Consider the following 14,093-nt stretch of genomic DNA (forward strand, 5'->3'; position numbering starts at 1 on the left):
GCTCAGGCGTGCGTGAGCTTTTCCTTCAGCGCGGCGTTGTTGCTGGTGTGCACGTGCACCAGTGCCTTTTCCGGGAAGGCATAGTGGTAAGCGCGGCGCAGCGCCAGCGCGGCTTCATGGAAGCCTGACAGGATCAGCTTCTGCTTGTTGGTGTAGAACGCGATATCGCCCGCGGCAAAGATGCCGCGGCGCGAGCTTTCGTAGGTGGTGGTGTCGACCAGGATGCGGCCGGCGCGCATGTCCATGTCCCATTGCGCGATCGGGCCCGGCTCCGACACCAGGCCGTACAGCGCCACCAGTTCGTCGGCGGGCACGGCCGTGCTGCCGTCGCGCGTGCGCACCTCGACTTCGGTGAGCGCGCCACCTTCCCCGGCGGTACGCAGCGCGCCCAGCATGCCGACCACGAAATCCATCTCGCCGGCCGCCACGGCCTCGCGCATCTCGGCGACGGTGCCATCGGCGGCGCGGAAGCCCTCGCGCCGGTGCAGCAGCGTCACGCGCGCGGCCACCTTGCGCAGCGCCAGCGCCCAGTCCAGCGCCGAGTCGCCGCCGCCGGCCACCACCACGCGCTTGCCGGCAAAGCGCGACACGTCGCGCACGGCGTAGTGCACGTGGCGGCCTTCCAGCGCCGGTGCTTCCGGCAGCGACACGCGCTGCGGCGCAAAGGCGCCGGCACCCGCGCAGATCAGCACCGCGGCGACATCGAAGCGCTTGCCGCCGTCAGTGGTCACCAGCAGGCGCTGGCGGGCGGGATGGCCATCCTGCGGCGGCTCCGCCGGGATTTCGGACAGGCTCTCGGCGCGCTGGCCGAAGTGCATCGGGAAGGCAAACGGCTCGCACTGTTCCAGCAACCGGTCCACCAGCTCCTGCGCCAGGCAGCCCGGCACGGCGGGGATGTCGTAGATCGGTTTCTCGGGGTAGAGCTCAGTGCACTGGCCGCCGGCGCGGTCGAGCACATCGATCAGTTCACATTTGAGGCCGAGCACGCCGGCCTGGAACGCGGCGAACAGCCCGACCGGGCCGGCGCCCACGATCAGTACGTCGGTGGTGGTGACGGCGGGGGAGGTGTCGTTGGACATTGAGCATGGCGGGCACACCAAGCGCCCGAAGAAGACGGTGCAAAGCCCGACTATACCCCCCGCAAGGCCAGTTTTCGCCGACGCCAGCGTTGCCGGCAGGGCTTTGCCAGGGCACGCCGGCGTCACGCAAGCCGGGGCGACAAGAGTAGAATGGCCCCATGCAAAACGCCCACGCCCTCAACGCCGACCTGCACTGCCATTCCACCGTGTCCGACGGCACGCTGTCGCCCCGCGCGGTGGCGCAACTCGCCCGCGATGCGGGGGTCGCGATGTGGGCGCTGACCGACCATGACGAGCTGGCCGGACAGGCCGAGGCGCGCGCCGCGGCGGAAGAATTCGGCATGCGCTATGTGCCGGGCGTGGAGATTTCGGTGACCTGGGCGGGGCAGACCGTCCATATCGTCGGCCTGCAGATCGACCCGTTCTGTCCCGAACTGATCGACGGCCTGACTGACACCCGCTCCGGCCGCGCACGCCGCGCCCGCGATATCGGCGAAGCGTTGGCCAGGGTCGGCATCGGCGGCGCCTTCGAAGGCGCGCTCAAGTACGTGGGCAACCCGGACCTGATCTCGCGCACGCACTTCGCGCGCTGGCTGGTCGATGAGGGCCATTGCGCCACCATCGGCGATGTCTTCAGCGAATACCTGTCCGAAGGCCGTCCGGGCTATGTCGGCCACCGCTGGGCCAGCCTGGCGGATGCGATCGGCTGGATCCGCGCCGCCGGCGGCATTGCCGTGATGGCGCACCCGGGCCGCTACAACTACACCGTCACCCAGCACGATGCGCTGTTCGACGAATTCACCGCACTGGGCGGCGGCGCGGTCGAGGTCGTGACCGGCAGCCATACGCCGGACCAGTACCGCCGCTATGCCGACGTGGCGCGCCATTACGGGCTGCTGGCCTCGCGCGGCACGGACTTCCACGGCCCCGGCGAAGGGCGGGTGGAGCTGGGCGCGCTGCCGCCGCTGCCGCCGTCGGTCACGCCGGTCTGGCACGACTGGTAAGGCGCATGCCCGGCATGGGCCTCCCATGAGCCTCCATTACGATCCCCCGATCTGTCAGCATCCGTTACCGACACCTGGCCCATGTCCCAGTACTTCGAGATCCATCCGCTCAACCCGCAGTCGCGCCTGATCAAGCAGGCCGCCCAGATCCTGCAGAAGGGCGGGCTGATCGCGCTGCCGACCGACTCCAGCTACGCGCTCGCCTGCCAGCTCGACGACAAGCACGCGGTCGAGCGCCTGCGCCGGCTGCGCGGCGTCGACGACCGCCACCACCTGACGCTGATGTGCCGCGACCTGTCCGAGATCGGCAACTTCGCCCGCGTCGACAACCGGCAGTACCGCTGGATCAAGGGCGCCACGCCGGGCCCCTACGTGTTTATCCTGGAAGCGACCAAGGAAGTGCCGCGGCGGCTCTCGCACCCGGCGCGCAAGACCATCGGCGTGCGCGTGCCCGACCATGCCATTCCGCTGGCGCTGCTGGGCGAGACCGGCGAGCCGCTGATCTCGGCCACGCTGCAGATGCCTGGCGACGAGAAGCCGCTCAACGACCCGTCCGAAATCCGCGCCCGGCTGGAAAAGCAGCTTGACCTGGTGGTGTGCGGCGGGCCGGCGCCGGCGCAGCCGACCACGGTGATCGACCTGACCGGCGGCGAGCCCGAACTGGTGCGCGCCGGCCGCGGCGACGTCGAGCGCTTCGGGCTCTGAGCGCGCCGCCACGGACGCCGCAACAGGTGCGCCGTCCTGCGCCTGGCAGCCTGCCGGGCCGTTACAATAGGGACCATGGATTCCTCCCTTATCCAGACCTTCGCGGTCTATGCCCTGCCGGTGCTGTTCGCCATCACGCTGCATGAGGCTTCGCACGGCTATGTGGCCAAGCTCTTCGGCGACAACACGGCCTATGCGCTCGGGCGCGTCAGCCTGAACCCTATCCGCCATATCGACCCGATCGGCACGATCGCGGTGCCGCTGCTGCTCTACATCATGACCAGCGGCCAGTTCGTGTTCGGCTACGCCAAGCCGGTGCCGGTGGTGTTCGAGCGCCTGCGCAACCCGCGCTGGCACGGCATGTGGGTGGCGCTGGCCGGGCCCGCCAGCAACGTGGTGCAGGCCTTCGTCTGGGTGCTGCTGGCGATCGGCCTGACCTGGGGCGGCGTGCGCGAGCCGTTCTTCGGCGAGATGGCGCTGGCCGGCGTGCGCGTCAACCTGGTGGTGGCCGCCTTCAACCTGTTCCCGGTGCCGCCTTTGGACGGCGGCCGCGTGCTGACCGCGCTGCTGCCGCAGGGCATAGCCCGCGCGGTGTCCCGCATCGAGCCCTACGGCATCTTCGTGGTGCTGGCGCTGGTGGCGGCGGGCGTGATCACCACGATCTGGATGACGCCAGTGGTCAACTTGCTGATGTCGCTGATCGAGCTGATGCTGCGCCCGATCGTGATGCTGCTGCAGTGAGCGGGAGGTGTAATGCCATGATGCCGCTGCAACCCGCATCGCATGCCGGACTTTCAGAACCATCTCCCTGGGTCACGCGCTGGGCCCACCTGCTGCGCCCGGGCGCGCGCGTGCTCGACCTGGCCTGCGGCAGCGGCCGCCATGCCGCCTGGCTGGCCGCGCGCGGCCATGCGGTGCTGGCGGTCGACCGCGATGCCGATGCCATCGCCGGCCTGCCGGCGGGCGTCAGCGGCCGTGTGGCCGACCTGGAGCAGGGCGGCTGGCCGCTGGCGGGGGAGGCGCCGTTCGACGCCATCGTCGTCACCAACTACCTGCACCGGCCGCTGTGGCCGCACCTGGCCGCCGCGCTGGCGCCGGGCGGCGTGTGGCTGTACGAGACCTTTGCCGCGGGCAACGAGACCGTCGGCAAGCCGTCGCGGCCGGATTTCCTGCTGCGTCCGGGCGAATTGCTCGAGGTGGCGCATGCGCATGGCCTGCGTGTGATCGCCTACGAGGACGGCGTCACCGAAGTGCCGAAAACAGCCTTCGTCCAGCGGCTATGTGCGGTGCGCGCGGCGGATTCCACCGGCGATGCGGCTGCCCCGGCACGCTACCGCCTGGAGCCGTGACCCTGGCCTCGGGCGGTCGGCGAGAATGCCGCTGCACACGTTGATACAGTTGGTAGCAACCCCTGTCCGGACAGCGGTCGAAGCGACCTGCGGTTCCGGTACAATCCCGTTATTCGCATCCCGAATCCCTAACCTTATGACACAGATTACCGGCAGCATCGTCGCCATCGTCACCCCGATGCATGAGGACGGCAGCCTGGACTTCCCGGCCCTGCGCGCACTGGTCGACTGGCACGTGGCCGAAGGCACCGACGCCATCGTGATCGTGGGCACCACTGGCGAGTCCCCGACGGTTACCGTCGAGGAGCATTGCGAGCTGATCCGCGTCGCCGTGGAACAGGCCGGCAAGCGCATCCCGATCATCGCGGGTACCGGCGGCAATTCCACCAAGGAAGCCATCGAGCTGACGGCCTTCGCCAAGAAGGTGGGCGCCGATGCGTCGCTGCAGGTCGTGCCGTACTACAACAAGCCGACCCAGGAAGGCATGTACCGCCATTTCCGCACCATCGCGGAAGCGGTGGACCTGCCGGTGCTGCTGTACAACGTGCCGGGCCGCACGGTCGCGGACATGAGCAACGAGACCATCCTGCGCCTGGCGCAGGTGCCGGGGATCGTTGGCGTCAAGGAAGCCACTGGCAATATCGACCGCGCTGCGCAACTGATCAACGACGCGCCGGAAGGCTTTGCCATCTACAGCGGCGACGACCCCACGGCCGTTGCGCTGATCCTGCTGGGCGGCCACGGTAATATCTCGGTCACCGCGAACGTGGCGCCGCGCAAGATGCACGAGATGTGCGTCGCGGCGCTCAAGGGCGACGTCGTCACCGCACGCCGCCTGCATATGGAACTGATCGGACTGAACAAGGCCATGTTCGTCGAAGCCAATCCGATCCCGGTCAAGTGGGCGCTGCAGCAGATGGGCAGGATGGAAGGCGGTATCCGCCTGCCGCTGACCCCGCTGTCCGAGGGCAACCACGAAACCGTACGCAAGGCACTGGCCGCCGCCGGCCTGCTGGCCTGATTTTCCGCGGCGTCTTGCTGTCGCTCCCTCAACTAGGATTGCGTGTCAATGAAACTGAAGCTTAACCGCCGCGGCGCGACGCAAGTCCGCCGCGCCGCTCTGGTTGTGCCCGTGCTCGCCGCGGGCGTGATTACCGGCTGCAGCAGCATCAACGAGGCGATGCAGCCCGACAAGATCGACTACAAGTCGTCGGCCTCGAAGCGCACGCCTACGCTGGATATCCCGCCCGACCTGACCAAGCTGGAGGGCGATCGCCGTTATTCGGTGCCCGACCAGAACGGCACCTCGACGCTGTCGAACTACAGCCAGGCCACCCGGGTACGCGAGCAATCCCCGACCGAGAACGTGCTGCCCTCCGCGCAGGGCATCCGCATGGAGCGTGACGGCAACACGCGCTGGCTGGTGATCAGCAACGGCATGCGCGGCGACCAGCTGTGGCAGCAGCTGCGCGGCTTCTGGCAGGAAAGCGGTTTCCTGCTGGTGCAGGACTCGCCCGAGACTGGCATCATGGAAACCGACTGGGCCGAGAACCGCGCCAAGATCCCGCAGGACATCATCCGCAATACCATCGGCAAGGTGTTCGACGGCCTGTACTCGACCTCGGAGCGCGACAAGTTCCGCACCCGCGTCGAGCGTTCGCAGAACGGCACGCTGGAGGTCTTCATCAGCCACCGCGGTGCGCAGGAGCAGCTGACCGGCATCGACAAGTCCAGCACGGTGTGGACGCCGCGTGCGGCCGATCCTGAGCTGGAAGCCGAATTCCTGTCGCGCCTGGCCCAGCGCCTGGGCGTGCAGAAGGAACAGGCCGACCGCATGGCCAAGAACCCGGCTGCGGCCGGCAGTGCCGCAGCTTCTGCTGCTACCGGTACCGCTGCTGCTGCCGCGGGCACCGCTGCCCCGGCAGAAGGCGCGGCGACGGGCAAGTCGTACCTGGCCCAGGTCAATGGCGCCCCGGCGCTGCAGATCCCCGAACCGTTCGACCGCGCCTGGCGCTCGGTCGGGCTGTCGCTGGATCGCGTCAACTTCACCGTCGAAGACCGCGACCGCGCCCAGGGGCTGTACTACGTGCGCTATGTCGACCCGCGCACCGTTGCCGACAGCCGCGGCTTCTTCTCCAAGCTGTTCACCAAGCCAGACGATCCCAAGACCGCCAAGAAGTACCGCGTGTCGCTCAAGGGCACCGGCAGCGGTACGCTGGTGACGGTGCTCAACGACGCTGGCCAGCCCGAGAGCGGCGAAATCGGCAAGCGCATCCTGTCGCTGCTCGACGAGCAATTGCACTGAGCCGGCGGGTGACCGGCATATCAACCGGCCGGCGCACCACGCGTCGGCAGGGCAGGCCAGGGCGGGCGCATTCATGATGCGCTTCGCCTTCCTTGGCAGCGGCAGCGAGGGCAACTCGCTGCTGATCGAATCCCGCGAAGGCACCACCACCACCCGCGTACTGCTGGACTGCGGTTTCGGCATCCGCGAGACCGCCCGGCGCCTGGAGCGCCTGGGCGTCACGCCGGACCAGCTCGACGCGGTGCTGGTGACGCACGAGCACGGCGACCATGTCGGCTCGGCCTACGCCTTTGCGGCCCGCCATCGCCTGACCGTCTACACCAGCCACGGCACCTGGCTGGCCACTTCGCATCTGCGCGGCGCCGACGTGGCCGATGTGCGGGTCTGCTGCGCCGACCATGCGTTCGGCATCGGCAGCCTGCAGGTGATGCCGTACACCGTGCCGCACGACGCACGCGAGCCGCTGCAGTTCGTGCTGTCCGACGGACGGGCGCGGCTGGGCGTGCTGACCGATGCGGGGATGGAGACGCCCTACGTGACCGCGCGCCTGTCAGCGGTCGACTCCCTGGTGCTCGAATGCAACCATGACCGCGAGATGCTGCGCAATTCGGTCTATCCGGCTTCGCTGAAGCGGCGCATCGGCGGCGACTTCGGCCACCTGGCCAATGAAGTGGCGGCGAGCATCCTGGGGCAGGTGGCCCATGCGGGCCTGAACCGCGTGGTCGCGGCGCATCTCAGCAAGCAGAACAACACGCGCGAACTGGCCACCGGTGCGCTGGCGGCCGCATTGGGCGCGCTGCCAACCGATGTGCTGGTGGCGGATCAGGATGAGGGGCTGGGCTGGCAGGCGGTGCGCGCCTGACGCCGCGGGATGTGCAAGCGGCGGCCGCAGAATCGTGGCGGCGCGCCAAATAAAAAAACCGGCCCGAAGGCCGGTTTTTTTAATCGGTGAGGAACCGATTACTGCTTGGCAGCCGGAGCCGAGGCTTCTGCAGCCGGAGCCGAGGCTTCTGCAGCCGGAGCCGAGGCTTCAGCAGCGGCCGGAGCCGGAGCAGCCGGAGCCGAAGCTTCAGCAGCCGGAGCGGCGGCAGCCGGAGCAGCCGTGTCAGCGGCCGGAGCAGCCGGTTCTTCCTTCTTGCCGCAGGCGGCGAGAGCAACAGCGGCCAGCAGCGATGCGATCAGGAGAGACTTCTTCATTGTTCGTCCTTTAACTTGTAATAACGGAAAACAGGCGATGAATAATTACCGGTAATTATCGCTCTTGAACTGCAAAATAGAGGCCCTCCCGGGTGCCGACATATGCAGTGGTCCACAGTACTAGCCAGCCGCCGATTATATCCGCGTTTTCCCGGCTTGTGTAGCGCAGAAATTTGCTGATTCGCATTGTTACGCATTATTACAGGCGCGGGCCCAACAGTAACCACCCTTCAAGCGTCCAGTGATGGAAAGTTTCCATCAGGTCTGGCAAGTCCGCGCAGGCTGCAACATCTTCGCCACTAAGGTGGCGATAATCGGCCAGCTTTTTCAGCCAGGGCATCAGTTCTGACGGGGGTTCGTAAGCTTCGCCATTCAGAAAGAAATTGGCCCGGTCGTACAGTGCAATCGATGCCGATGCAAGCACGACGCCATGCTGGGCCGCCAGTTTCGCATAACGGCGCGGGGGAATGTCGGATATCTCGGCAAACTCGACGCCGGGCTTGGGCTCGGACAAGTGGCTGCCCAGGAATTCAGACACCATCTGGCTGTTCCATTGCAGCGCCTTCAGTCGATCGGCGACGGCCTTGGCCATGCCCGCGGGCAATTGCGCGGGGCGCGCCGCGGCGCGCTCGCCGGGGTCGGCATAACGGCCGCCAAGGTCTTCGTTGTCCTCGACCGTCTCCGAGAGCCACGCGAGAAAATGCCCGGCCAGTTCGCGATAAGCCGGGGCGCGGAAACCGATCGAGCAGGTCATGCATTCGCCCTCGGCAACGCCATCGTGCGCGTATTGCGGCGGCAGGTACAGCATGTCGCCAGGCTCCAGCACCCACTCCTGTTCGGCGCTGAAGTCGGCAAGGATCTTCAGCGGCATGTCGGGCACCAGTTCCAGGCTGGTCTGCGACGAGATGCGCCAGCGCCGCCGGCCAGAGACTTGCAGCAGGAACACGTCGTAGGAGTCGAAGTGCGGGCCTACGCCGCCGCCGTCGGTGGCGTAGCTGATCATCAGGTCATCCAGGCGCGCATCGGGCACGAAACGGAAGCGGCCCATCAGTTCCGCCGCGGCGGCATCGTGCAGGTTCACGCCCTGCACCAGCAAAGTCCACTGCCGGGTCTTGACGGCGGGTAGGTTTTCGCGCGCAAATGGACCATGTTCGAGATTCCAGCGGTTACGGAAGTGCGTCACCAGTCGCGATTCGACATCGTCGCGGTCGGCAAGGTCGAAAAGCGCATCGCGCGACACAGGCGGCACGATTTCAGGCACCGCCTGTCGAATGAGCAAGGGCTTTTGGTGCCAGACATCCCGCATGAATGCAGCAGGCGTCATGCCACCGAGCAGGCCGAGCGGAGTGTCTGGATCGACGGGGCCAGGGGGCAGGGCCTGCGCGTATAATGCGGAATCGTTCATGGAGTCAAGAATTGAAAATCGCTAAGAACACGGTAGTGTCCGTGATGTACAAGCTTTCAGACGCGCAGGGCAATCTGATCGAGGAGTCAGATGAAGCCATGGTCTATTTGCACGGCGGGTATGATGGCACGTTCCCCAAGATCGAGGAAGCGCTCGACGGCCATGACACAGGCTTCGAGACCCAGCTGCAGCTGGAGCCGGAAGACGCGTTCGGCGACTACGATTCCGATCTGGTAAAGGTCGAGGCGCGCAACCGTTTCCCCGAGCCGCTGGAAGTCGGCATGCAGTTCGAAGGCATGCCGGAAGATGGCGACGAAGAAGACTCCGTCATCTACACCGTGACCGACGTGGCCGAGGACAAGGTGGTGCTGGACGGCAACCATCCGCTGGCCGGCATGGCGCTGCGCTTCTGGCTGAAGGTTGCCGAAGTGCGCGAAGCCACCGCCGAGGAAATCGAGCACGGCCACGCCCATGGCGCTTCCGGAGTCGAGGTGGTGGACGAGGACGAGGACGACGATACCCCGCGCACGCTGCACTGATTTTGCTCCCCAGGGCCCCATGAAAAAGCCGGCATAGCCGGCTTTTTCATTTCCTGGCGGCAGCGAACGCGTTCAGTGAACGGTCGGCGCGTCCTTGAGCAGCACCGAGAACGGCGACCCCGCGCCCGGCATGATCACCAGCTCGACCCACTGCGACACCGTGTCGTTCGGCAGCGACACGCGCGTGAAGTTTTGCAGAGGTTTGCCGGCAGTATCGCGCAGCGGCTTGTCGATGCTGAAGCCGTTCTCGCCGGCATGCACCAGCAGCACCTGGCCGCGGAAACGCGCGGCCAGCTCGCGCAGCTGGCGCTTGAACTCGAGATAGCCGTCGCGCGTGCGGTGCCGCAGGAAGCCGTCCAGCAGCGACGGGCGGCCCTTCTTCTCCCAGCCGTTGGCAAAGTGCGGGTCACCGTGCGTGACCACCACGATGCCGTCCATGTCCCGCTGCCGCGCCACCGAGAACGCGCGCGCCAGCCACTGCCGGTTGGCCTCGCGCCGGTCCTCGAACTCGCTGTTGCGCCCGCCCTCGTTGCGGTAGTGGTTGTTGTCGCCGGGCACGTTCAGGCCGACGATCAGGACCTCGCCCACGCTCACGCGCATGTTTTCGCGAAAGCTGCGGAACAGCGCCTGGTCCGATTGCCGCAGCACCGGCCGCGGATGGCGGCCCAGCGTGGCGTCCTCGGGGAAGAACAGTTCGCGCAGCCGGTTCAGCCGTTCGACCGCGTCAAAGCTGCCGTTGACCGGCAGCTTGCATTCGGCCCAGTCGGTCTCGCCGGGCACGTAGACCAGCGGCAGCGGCGACCGGTCCAACAGCTGCTGGCGGCTGGTCAGCACCGCGTCGCTGCACGATTCCGTATCGCCCTTGATGCCGCCCGCGTGGATCACCAGGTCGAGCTTGCGCTCGGCGAAATAGTCGAGCAGCGTTGCCGCATTGGCTTCGGCGGCAGGCCATTGCGGCAGGTCGGCGATCAGTGCGATGCGGGTCACCTGCGGCTTGGGCTGTGCCTTGCCACCGCGGCCGGCCGGCGCGGCCCAAGCCGTGCCGGCCGCGCACAGCAGCGGCAGCAGCACGGCAATCAGGGCCCGACGCGAGGCGTTCATGCCGTGTCGACGGCCTCGCCTGCGAGCGCCTTGAGTCGGTACAGCGCCTCCAGCGCGGCGCGCGGCGTCAGGCTGTCCGGGTCCAGGTCGGTCAGGGCATCGATCACCGCGGCCTGTTCCGGCGCAAGGCGTGCAGCGGGGGCCTCGGATGCAGCGTATGCGTCCTCGTCCTCGTCCTCGTCCTCGTCGCTGTCCGGCGTTGGCGGCGCGGCAAACAGGTCCAGTTGCGGCGTGGGCGTGGCATCGGCCGATTGCTGCTCCAGCCAGGCCAGGTGCTTGCGCGCGGCGCGGATCACCGGCTGCGGCACGCCCGCCAGCTGCGCCACCTGCAGGCCGTAGCTCTGGCTGGCGGGGCCGTCCTGCACCGCGTGCAGGAACACGATGCCGTCGCCATGCTCGACCGCCGACAGGTGCACGTTGGCGGCCTGCGGGAATTCCTGCGGCAGTTGCGTCAGCTCGAAATAGTGCGTGGCAAACAGCGTATGGCTGCGGTTGTGCGACAGCAGGTGGCGCGCGATCGCCCACGCCAGCGCCAGCCCGTCGAAGGTGGAGGTGCCGCGCCCGATCTCGTCCATCAGCACGAGCGACGCCGGTGTGGCGTGGTGCAGGATGCCGGCGGCCTCGGTCATCTCCACCATGAAGGTGGAGCGCCCGCCCGCCAGGTCGTCGGCAGCGCCGATGCGGGTGAAGATGCGGTCGATCGGCCCGATCACCGCGCGTCGCGCCGGCACATAGGCGCCCACGCAGGCCAGCAGCACGATCAGCGCGGTCTGGCGCATGAAGGTCGATTTACCGCCCATGTTCGGGCCGGTGATCAGCAGCAGCTTGCGCGCTTCGTTGAGCTGGCAGTCGTTGGCGATAAACGCCACCGATTCCGCCGCGAGCTGGCCTTCGACCACCGGGTGGCGGCCCTGCACGATATCGATCACGTTCTCGGCGACGCGCTCCGGCGCGGACCAGTCCAGCGTCTGCGCGCGCTCGGCCAGCGCCGCCAGCACGTCCAGGCGCGCCAGCGCGCCCGCCACGCGCTGCAGCTCGCCGATATGCGGCAGCAGTGCCTGCAGCAGGCCGTCGTAGAGCTGCTTCTCGCGCGCCAGCGCGCGGTCCTGCGCCGACAGCGCCTTGTCCTCGAACGCCTTCAGCTCGGGCGTGATGTAGCGCTCGGCGTTCTTCAGCGTCTGGCGGCGGCGGTAGTCGTCGGGCACCTTGTCGGCCTGGCCGTTGGTGACCTCGATATAGAAGCCGTGCACGCGGTTGAACTCGACGCGCAGGTTGGCGATGCCGGTGCGGGTGCGTTCGCGTGCTTCCAGGTCGATCAGGAACTGGCCGCAGTTCTCGGAAATATCGCGCAGCTCGTCCAGATCCTTGTCGTAGCCGCGCGCGATCACGCCGCCGTCGCGCACCACGGTGGCCGGCTCTTCGGCGACGGCGCGCACCAGCAGCTCCAGGCAGTCCTGCGGCACGGCCAGTTCGCCCAGCGTCCGGGCCAGCAGGAGGCTGTCGTCGCCGGCGCGGATGCAGGCCTGCACGTCAGGCAGCGCGCGCAGCGTATCGCGCAGCGACGACAGGTCGCGCGGGCGCGCGCCCAGCAGCGCCAGTCGCGCGGTAATGCGCTCGACGTCGGCCAGCCGGCGCAGCGCCGCGCGCAGCGCGTCGGTGCCCTGGCCGATCAGCTCGCCGATTGCCTGCTGGCGTGCCTGCGGTACCGCGGGGTCGCGCAGCGGGTGGTGCAGCCAGTGGCGCAGCGCGCGGCTGCCCATCGCCGTGCAGCAGGTGTCGAGCAGCGAGAACAGCGTCGGCGACTCGCCGCCGCGCAGCGTCTCGGTCAGCTCCAGGTTGCGGCGCGTGGCCGAATCGATGCCGACGTACTCCGATTCGCGCTCGACTTTCACGCCCTGCACATGGCGCAGCGACTGGCCCTGTGTGGTGGCGGCGTAGTTCAGCAGCGCGCCGGCGGCACCCAGGGCCGCGCCCAGTCCGGCGCAGCCGAACGGATCCAGGCTGGCCACGCCCAGTTGCTCACGCAGCCGGCGCGTGCCGGCATCCTGGTCGAAATGCCATTCGGGCAGGCGGGTACGCGCGCAGGCCAGCGCGGGCAGCTCGATGCCATCGGCGTACAGCAGCTCGGCCGGGCGGATGCGCTCCAGCTCGCGGCCCAGCTGCGCCACCTCGCATTCCATCAGGCGCAGCTCGCCGCTGGCCAGGTTCAGCCATGCCAGCCCGGTCTTGCTGATCCCGCGGCGCGTGGTCTGCTGGTGCACGGCCATCAGGAAGGTATCGGCCTTGTCCGGCAGCAGCGCGGCATCGGTCAGCGTGCCCGGGGTGACGATCCGCACCACCTTGCGCTCCACCGGCCCCTTGCTGGTGGCCGGGTCGCCGATCTGCTCGCAGATCGCCACCGACTCGCCCAGCTTGACCAGACGCGCCAGGTACTGGTCCGCCGAATGGAAGGGGATGCCCGCCATGCGGATCGGCACGCCGTTGGAGGCGCCGCGGGCAGTGAGCGTGATATCGAGCAGGCGCGCCGCCTTCTCTGCGTCGTCGTGGAAGAGCTCGTAGAAGTCACCCATGCGGTAGAACAGCAGGGTGTCGGGGTGGTCTGCCTTGATGCGCAGGTACTGCTGCATCATTGGCGTGTGGCGGCTGGCGCCCGAATCTGCCTGCGCCTGTACCTGTTCGGGGTCTGTTTTCTTCTGCAATCCCATTGCCATTTAGCCTGTCTGGCGGTGGGGCTGCGCTGTGCCGCCCGCTCCGCACGGATCGCCACCCTGGCGCGGTCCGGATGGCGGCCGCGCGGGGGCTTTCAGGGCCTACAGGGCGGTCGTCCGGCGGCCTGGGGCCGTGCGCGAAGGGGCGTTTTCGAGTATGGGCGATATGGTACAGCACGGGACCCCGGCTGCCGCGCCAAATCGGGCGCCGCGCCACGGTGCCTTTGGCGCCGGAAATCCCGTCAGCGGCGTGCCGTCAGCGGAACACCAGCACCGGCACGTCGCTGTGCGTTAGCACCTTCTGCGTCTCGCTGCCCAGCAGCAGCCCGCTGATGCCCCGGCGGCCGTGCGAGGCCATGAAGATCACGTCGCAGTCCAACTCGCGCGCGGCGTTGATGATGCCGTGGTACGGCGCCATGGCTGCCGACACGTGCCCGGTGCACGGCACGCCGGCCAGCGCCGCCGCGGCCTCGATTTTGGCGAGTTCCTGGCGCGCCTGCGCTTCCACGCGTTGCTGGAACACCTCGCGCTTCTCATGGCTGCTGTCGCTGGTCAGCGAGTAGGGGTACGTCTCCACGCACATATAAGGCGTGAGGCGCGCGGTGGCGGTGCGGGCAAACTGGATGGCGGCGGACACGGCCTTCTGGGAAAGCTCGGAACCATCGATGGGAAGCAGGATGTGCTTGAACATAGGGGCCTTT

14 protein-coding genes are annotated in these 14,093 nt (G+C 67.9%); 8 read left to right on the plus strand and 6 right to left on the minus strand.

From position 1 onward, the window contains the following. Nucleotides 1–2: 2 nt before the first annotated feature. The gene (locus tag K307_RS31195; RefSeq protein ID WP_042884815.1) at nucleotides 3–1,079 is read right to left on the minus strand and encodes an NAD(P)/FAD-dependent oxidoreductase; all 1,077 of its coding nucleotides are present in this window, start codon (nucleotides 1,077–1,079) and stop codon (nucleotides 3–5) included. A 158-nt stretch (nucleotides 1,080–1,237) separates the two neighbouring features. On the opposite strand from K307_RS31195, the gene K307_RS31200 reads away from it, so the two are divergent. From K307_RS31200 to K307_RS31230, 7 genes are all read left to right on the plus strand, one after another. After that, nucleotides 1,238–2,083: a 3',5'-nucleoside bisphosphate phosphatase gene (locus K307_RS31200; RefSeq protein ID WP_042884816.1), complete on the plus strand. Its 846-nt coding sequence runs from the start codon at nucleotides 1,238–1,240 to the stop codon at nucleotides 2,081–2,083. Nucleotides 2,084–2,164: 81 nt separating this feature from the next. After that, nucleotides 2,165–2,788 carry an L-threonylcarbamoyladenylate synthase gene (locus K307_RS31205; RefSeq protein WP_042884817.1) on the plus strand — a complete coding sequence of 208 codons (624 nt, stop codon included), beginning with the start codon at nucleotides 2,165–2,167 and terminating at the stop codon, nucleotides 2,786–2,788. Between the two features lie 75 nt (nucleotides 2,789–2,863). Beyond that, on the plus strand, nucleotides 2,864–3,529 hold the full coding sequence (locus K307_RS31210; RefSeq protein WP_042884818.1) for a site-2 protease family protein: 666 nt from the start codon (nucleotides 2,864–2,866) through the stop codon (nucleotides 3,527–3,529). A 17-nt stretch (nucleotides 3,530–3,546) separates the two neighbouring features. Further along, nucleotides 3,547–4,137: a class I SAM-dependent methyltransferase gene (locus K307_RS31215; RefSeq protein ID WP_080745274.1), complete on the plus strand. Its 591-nt coding sequence runs from the start codon at nucleotides 3,547–3,549 to the stop codon at nucleotides 4,135–4,137. 136 nt (nucleotides 4,138–4,273) lie between these two features. Next, entirely contained in the window at nucleotides 4,274–5,158 is an 885-nt protein-coding gene (gene dapA / locus K307_RS31220; RefSeq protein WP_042884819.1) for a 4-hydroxy-tetrahydrodipicolinate synthase, read from the plus strand. 48 nt (nucleotides 5,159–5,206) lie between these two features. Continuing rightward, the gene (gene bamC / locus K307_RS31225; protein ID WP_042884820.1) at nucleotides 5,207–6,442 is read left to right on the plus strand and encodes an outer membrane protein assembly factor BamC; all 1,236 of its coding nucleotides are present in this window, start codon (nucleotides 5,207–5,209) and stop codon (nucleotides 6,440–6,442) included. A 73-nt stretch (nucleotides 6,443–6,515) separates the two neighbouring features. Beyond that, nucleotides 6,516–7,304 carry an MBL fold metallo-hydrolase gene (locus K307_RS31230; protein ID WP_042884821.1) on the plus strand — a complete coding sequence of 263 codons (789 nt, stop codon included), beginning with the start codon at nucleotides 6,516–6,518 and terminating at the stop codon, nucleotides 7,302–7,304. Nucleotides 7,305–7,402: 98 nt separating this feature from the next. Here K307_RS31230 and K307_RS46670 read toward each other — a convergent pair whose 3' ends face one another. Together K307_RS46670 and K307_RS31235 are read right to left on the minus strand one after the other, a co-directional pair. After that, on the minus strand, nucleotides 7,403–7,639 hold the full coding sequence (locus tag K307_RS46670; protein ID WP_080745275.1) for a hypothetical protein: 237 nt from the start codon (nucleotides 7,637–7,639) through the stop codon (nucleotides 7,403–7,405). A 199-nt stretch (nucleotides 7,640–7,838) separates the two neighbouring features. Then, nucleotides 7,839–9,044: a cupin domain-containing protein gene (locus tag K307_RS31235; RefSeq protein WP_196251628.1), complete on the minus strand. Its 1,206-nt coding sequence runs from the start codon at nucleotides 9,042–9,044 to the stop codon at nucleotides 7,839–7,841. An 11-nt stretch (nucleotides 9,045–9,055) separates the two neighbouring features. Here K307_RS31235 and K307_RS31240 point away from each other — a divergent pair, with 11 nt between their 5' ends. Beyond that, complete coding sequence (locus tag K307_RS31240) at nucleotides 9,056–9,583, plus strand: FKBP-type peptidyl-prolyl cis-trans isomerase (RefSeq protein ID WP_042884822.1); 528 nt, start codon at nucleotides 9,056–9,058, stop codon at nucleotides 9,581–9,583. Nucleotides 9,584–9,655: 72 nt separating this feature from the next. Here the strand turns inward: K307_RS31240 and K307_RS31245 are convergent, their stop codons facing one another. From K307_RS31245 to K307_RS31255, 3 genes are all read right to left on the minus strand, one after another. Further along, the gene (locus K307_RS31245) at nucleotides 9,656–10,684 is read right to left on the minus strand and encodes a metallophosphoesterase family protein (protein ID WP_042884823.1); all 1,029 of its coding nucleotides are present in this window, start codon (nucleotides 10,682–10,684) and stop codon (nucleotides 9,656–9,658) included. Continuing rightward, a complete protein-coding gene (gene mutS / locus K307_RS31250) occupies nucleotides 10,681–13,389 on the minus strand; it encodes a DNA mismatch repair protein MutS (protein WP_419187205.1) in 2,709 nt (902 codons plus the stop codon). The genes K307_RS31245 and mutS overlap by 4 nt, the downstream gene beginning before the upstream one ends. A gap of 259 nt (nucleotides 13,390–13,648) precedes the next feature. Continuing rightward, nucleotides 13,649–14,083, minus strand: a complete 435-nt coding sequence (locus tag K307_RS31255) for a universal stress protein (protein ID WP_042884824.1) — start codon at nucleotides 14,081–14,083, stop codon at nucleotides 13,649–13,651. Nucleotides 14,084–14,093 lie beyond the last annotated feature (10 nt).

The sequence above is a fragment of the Cupriavidus necator A5-1 genome, assembly GCF_000744095.1.
Taxonomy (GTDB): Bacteria; Pseudomonadota; Gammaproteobacteria; order Burkholderiales; family Burkholderiaceae; genus Cupriavidus; species Cupriavidus necator_A.